General features: G+C 59.6%; 4 protein-coding genes. 1 reads left to right on the top strand and 3 read right to left on the bottom strand.

From position 1 onward, the window contains the following. Window positions 1–600 precede the first annotated feature (600 nt). Window positions 601–828, bottom strand: a complete 228-nt coding sequence (locus BQ17_RS17040) for a hypothetical protein (protein WP_089729120.1) — start codon at window positions 826–828, stop codon at window positions 601–603. A gap of 49 nt (window positions 829–877) precedes the next feature. Further along, window positions 878–2,950: a methionine--tRNA ligase gene (metG, locus tag BQ17_RS17045; RefSeq protein WP_369406487.1), complete on the bottom strand. Its 2,073-nt coding sequence runs from the start codon at window positions 2,948–2,950 to the stop codon at window positions 878–880. 272 nt (window positions 2,951–3,222) lie between these two features. On the opposite strand from metG, the gene BQ17_RS22105 reads away from it, so the two are divergent. After that, window positions 3,223–3,390, top strand: coding sequence for a hypothetical protein (locus BQ17_RS22105; RefSeq protein WP_176722492.1), 168 nt, complete (start codon window positions 3,223–3,225; stop codon window positions 3,388–3,390). A 120-nt stretch (window positions 3,391–3,510) separates the two neighbouring features. Here the strand turns inward: BQ17_RS22105 and BQ17_RS17050 are convergent, their stop codons facing one another. Next, window positions 3,511–4,425, bottom strand: coding sequence for a glycosyltransferase family 2 protein (locus tag BQ17_RS17050; RefSeq protein WP_089729124.1), 915 nt, complete (start codon window positions 4,423–4,425; stop codon window positions 3,511–3,513). Between the last annotated feature and the right edge of the window lie 332 nt (window positions 4,426–4,757).

The following is a 4,757-nucleotide window of genomic DNA, read 5'->3' on the forward strand; positions in this document are numbered from 1 at the left end:
GGTAAACTTATAAGTGAAAAAGTAGAGCGATTCATCTTTTTGATCCCCTCTCCCCAACCCCTCTCCCGGCGGGAGAGAGGACATAGTAGCCAGTACCGTTGGTCATGTTATCACTTATACATTAGCCACTACCGAATTTAGTATGAAATATGGTGGCTTCACCCCACCACTTCCGGGAAAAACGAATTCTTTCACAGTCTCTCCAGCGTGGGAACGCAAGTGTGGCCGCTCCAGCGGCCAAGGTTTCATGACGCTGGAGCGTTTGGACTTGCTCCCACGCTGGAGCGTGGGAGCCAGAGAGTAGGTCTTCCAGCTCTTTGAGGCGCGGGGTCACAGTATTCTCCCTTCCACTAATACCCTGTTTCACAATAATTTTATAGTAAAACTGGTCTCTGTCATCTCGACCGAAGGGAGAGATCTTTAGCGATAATACAACCACAAAGTCACAAGATCCCTCCTTCGTCGGGACAAGGATTTCTCGCTTCGCTCGAAATGACAGGGAGTGGTTTTAACATGCTATTTTTGTTGAAACGATGTACTAGTCAGTAAGCAATTTATACGCGCTCGTCCTGACTCACTCCCTACGCGTCCGACAACCCGTCATTTCTTCGCATCCAAGTCTTGAATCCGACTCAGCGTTTCTATGGCCGCCTGTTCTCCACGCAGGGCGCAGAGCAGGCTGTCGTAGCCTTCGTTGCGGCCCATCGCGGCGTAGAGATTGGGATTGCCCCCATTCATGGCGAGTAGCGATTGCACCAGGCTATCTCGCCGGGCGCGGGCCTCGGCGAGTTGCGTGGCCGGATCGAGGATCGATTCGGATTGATTCATGTGGACTGATCCGCTGCTTCGGATGCCTTGCTGACTGGGGAAACGCCGGTTATTTGATTTTCATCCCCGGTTCCGCGCCTTGGTCCGGGCTCAGGATGAAGAGGTCCTTGCCGCCGGGTCCCGCGGCCAGGACCATGCCTTCGGATACTCCGAAGCGCATCTTGCGCGGGGCCAGGTTAGCGACCATGACCGTGTGCCGGCCCACCAGATCGGCGGGGTCGTAGGCGGCACGGATGCCGGCCAAGATGGTCCGGGTCTCGCCGCCCAGATCGAGGACGAGTCGCAACAGCTTGTCGGCCCCCGCCACATGGTCCGCAGCGGCGATGCGTGCGACTCGCAGGTCGATCTTGGCAAAATCGTCGAACTCGATGGTATCCGCAATCGGGGCCCGGGCCAGATACCCTTCGGTGCGCGGCGTGCGGGCGTGGGTCTCATCGGTGTCCGCACCGGCAAGATCCGCTTTGGACGCCTCCACCATGGTCCGGATCTGCTTGGGCTCGACCCTGGTCATCAGGGGTTTGAACTTGCTGATCTCGTGGTCTACCAGCGGCTCGGAGAGCACATCCCAGGTCAGGGGCGGTATGCGCAGGAAATCCTCCGCGGCCTGTGCGGTGGCGGGCAGAATGGGGCGTAGGTAACCGATCAGGACCCGGAACAGGTTCAGCCCCACGGAGCAGATGTCCTGCAACTCCTGCGTGCGGTCCGCCGCTTTGGCCACCACCCAGGGGGCCTGCTCGTCGATATACCGATTGGCGCGGTCGGCCAGGACCATGATCTCGCGCGCGGCACGGCTGAACTCCCGGCGCTCGTAGGCCTCGGCGATGGAAGTGCCGGCGTGCCCGAACTCGGCGAACAGCTCCGATTCGGCGAGGTGCCGCGATAACCGACCAGCGAAGCCTTTATTGATAAACCCGGCGCAGCGGCTGGCGATGTTTACCACCTTGCCTACCAGGTCCGCGTTGACCCGCAGGGCGAAGTCCTCCAGGTTGAGGTCGATGTCCTCGACGCCGGGACCCAGCTTGGCGGCGAAGTAGTAGCGTAGGTACTCCGGATTCAGGTGGTCCAGGTAGGTACGGGCCTTGATGAAGGTGCCGCGGGACTTGGACATCTTCTGCCCGTCCACCGTCAGGAAGCCGTGGGCGAAGATCGCCGTCGGCATACGGAACCCCGCACCGTGCAACATGGCCGGCCAGAACAGGGCATGGAAGTAAATGATGTCCTTGCCGATAAAGTGGTAGATCTCGGCGTTCGAGGCGGGGCCCCAGAAATCGTCGAAGGCGAGACCATCCGTCCGATCGCACAGGTTTTGGAAGCTGGCCATGTAGCCGATGGGGGCGTCCAACCAAACATAAAAGAATTTGCCCGGGTGGTCTGGGATCTCGAATCCGAAGTAGGGGGCGTCGCGCGAGATGTCCCATTCCTTGAGGCCCGCTTCGAACCACTCGTCGAGCTTGTTGGCGACCTCTTTCTGCAAGCTGCCGCTGCGGGTCCACTGCTTGAGTTGGGCCTCGAAATCCCCGAGCCGGAAGAAGTAGTGTTCGGACGCGCGCTCCTCCGGCTTGACGCCGGAGATGGCGGAGCGGGGGTTCTTGAGCTCGGACGGAGAGTAGCTGGCGCCGCAGGCCTCACAGTTGTCCCCATACTGCTCGGGGGTCCCGCACTTGGGGCACTCGCCTGTGATGAAGCGGTCCGGCAAAAACATCCCCTCCACCGGGTCGTAGGCCTGGGTGATGGTGCGGCTGGCGATGTGGCCCTGGTCCCGGTTGCGTTCATAGACCAGGCAGGCGTAGTGGCGGTTCTCCGGCGAGTGGGTCGAATGGTAGTTGTCGAAGCCGATGCGGAAGTCCGCGAAGTCCGCTCTGTGTTCCTCCGCCACCCGCGCGATCAGCTCCTCGGGCCCGATGCGGTCCTGGCGGGCGCGCAGCATGATGGGCGTGCCGTGGGCGTCGTCGGCACAGACGTAATAGCAGCGATGCCCGCGCATCTTCTGGAAGCGGACCCAGATGTCCGTCTGAACGTATTCCACCAGGTGGCCGACGTGGATGGGGCCGTTGGCGTAGGGCAGGGCGCTGGTAACCAGGATGTCTCGCTTGTTTTTCATAGCGGGGCAGGTCCGATGGATGGATCCATAAGGCTCCCATTAGAATGGATGCCAAGTCAAAAATGAGTTGATGATGGGCACCCGCCAGGGGTGCCCAGACAGAAGATCTTTGTGTATGAATACTTGCCTGGTCGGCATGAGAAACGGAGCAGATACACTGAGGATTCCAGGAAAAATAATGAAATTCTTGTAAAGGTGCTCTTAATCGAGGACGAAGTTGCGGATGCCACCCCGGTGTGGCGCTTTCGTGAGCACCTCAAGGCGTTGGAACTGTTGGAGCGGGTGTTCACGACTTGCTGGCCGCTGAGGGCTTTGAGGCCAGGCAGGGGCAGATTATCGACGCGGCGATCGTTCCGGTGCCGATCCAACCCAATCCTGGAATGGCCCACGTTTACGTCCTCTTTTCGGCATCAGTGCGTCAGTATTTCATCAACTATTCATCAAGCGCGCTGAAAAACTGAATTTTTCAAGGCCCCTATTTAGCGAACGGCTGATTCCAGGCGTTGGGAAATTCGAGTTGGGTTATCTAACCACCTGAAACAAAATAGTCTATGTTAAAGCTCAACCGCCCCCGGAAGAGATCACCGTTTTCGCCCCCGCCCTGCCAGACGGCGCAGGCCATAAACCGCAAGAAACAGGCCGAAATGCGCCCAAATGCCGATCACGACGAGCACGCCGAAGGGAAGCGGATAGTCACGCAACTGGAATTTGCGGAAGAAGCGCACCATGCCCTTGTGTTTGTGCCATTCCACCGCGATCGGCCGGCCGGTGCTGCAGCTACCCTGATGGTGAACCACTGCCACGTTCGGCACCAAATAGAGCTTCCAACCCGCGCGCCGGAAACGCATGAACCAGTCCAGATCTTCGCAGTGCAGGAAATAGCCTTCGTCGAGCGGGCCGACCTCCTCGAGCGCCGACCTGCGGACCAGCATCAGGGCGCCGGAGACCGCCTCTACCGGGACCGGCCCTTCAGGCACAGGATCATCGATCAGGTCCAGGCGCTCATTCCGAGTAAGCTGCGGGAAAAACCGCCCCAGGTAGAGGAAACGCGTCAGTCCGATCCGAGGCGTCGGGATCCGACGACGGGCAGACCGCTGCTCGCTTCCGTCCGGATTACGAATCATACAGCCGGCCATTCCGGCATCCGGGGTCGCGTCCATGAAATCGAGCAGCTGCCCGAGGGAATCGGGACCGACGATGCAATCCGGATTCAGGATCAGCAGGTAGGGCGCACGCGTGTGGGCCAGGACAAGGTTATTGCCCTGCGCGAAACCCAGATTGGAGCCGTGCTCCAGGATGGTCAGCCGCGGGTCCCCCCCTTGGTGCCTCCGAAGGCGAGTCAGGCTCCCGTCCCGAGACCCGTTGTCACTGACGAATACCTCCAAATCGATCGGTGAGGCGAGCACCGCCTGGACGCAATCCGCAAGCAGATCGCCAGCATTGTAGTTGACGATGATGACGCCGAGCACCAGGGATCCGTTACCGATCTTCTTCATTCTCGAGTTCGGGAACCTATCTCTCTGGCTCCCACGCTGGAGCCCGCGTAGGGCGGATAAGCTTGTGCCATCCGCCATATGCCAGCCACCTCCGTCGCCCTGGCCTGACCCGACCTGCGGGCTCTCCCTTCGGCCGAGATGACGGGAAAATTTTGATGAAACTAGACACTAGGGGGCGTTCTCAATTGAGCTGAATCCTCATGAAAATCAAGCACATCAGGCCCATGCGGCAGCGACTACGAGTTTCCGAGACACTCCGCGGCGCGGAGCTTCCGCGTTCCCACGCGGCGCGTGGGAACGAGAGAAAATCTGTTAATTGAGAACGCCCCCTA

Origin of the sequence: Candidatus Thiosymbion oneisti (genome assembly GCF_900092655.1) — a bacterium.
Taxonomy (GTDB): Bacteria; Pseudomonadota; Gammaproteobacteria; order Chromatiales; family Chromatiaceae; genus Thiosymbion; species Thiosymbion oneisti.

Bases quoted from the DNA above. Each gene is read 5' to 3' on its own strand.
- BQ17_RS17040 (WP_089729120.1), bottom strand. From the start codon at position 828: ATGAATCAATCCGAATCGATCCTCGATCCGGCCACGCAACTCGCCGAG.
- BQ17_RS17050 (WP_089729124.1), bottom strand. From the start codon at position 4,425: ATGAAGAAGATCGGTAACGGATCCCTGGTGCTCGGCGTCATCATCGTC.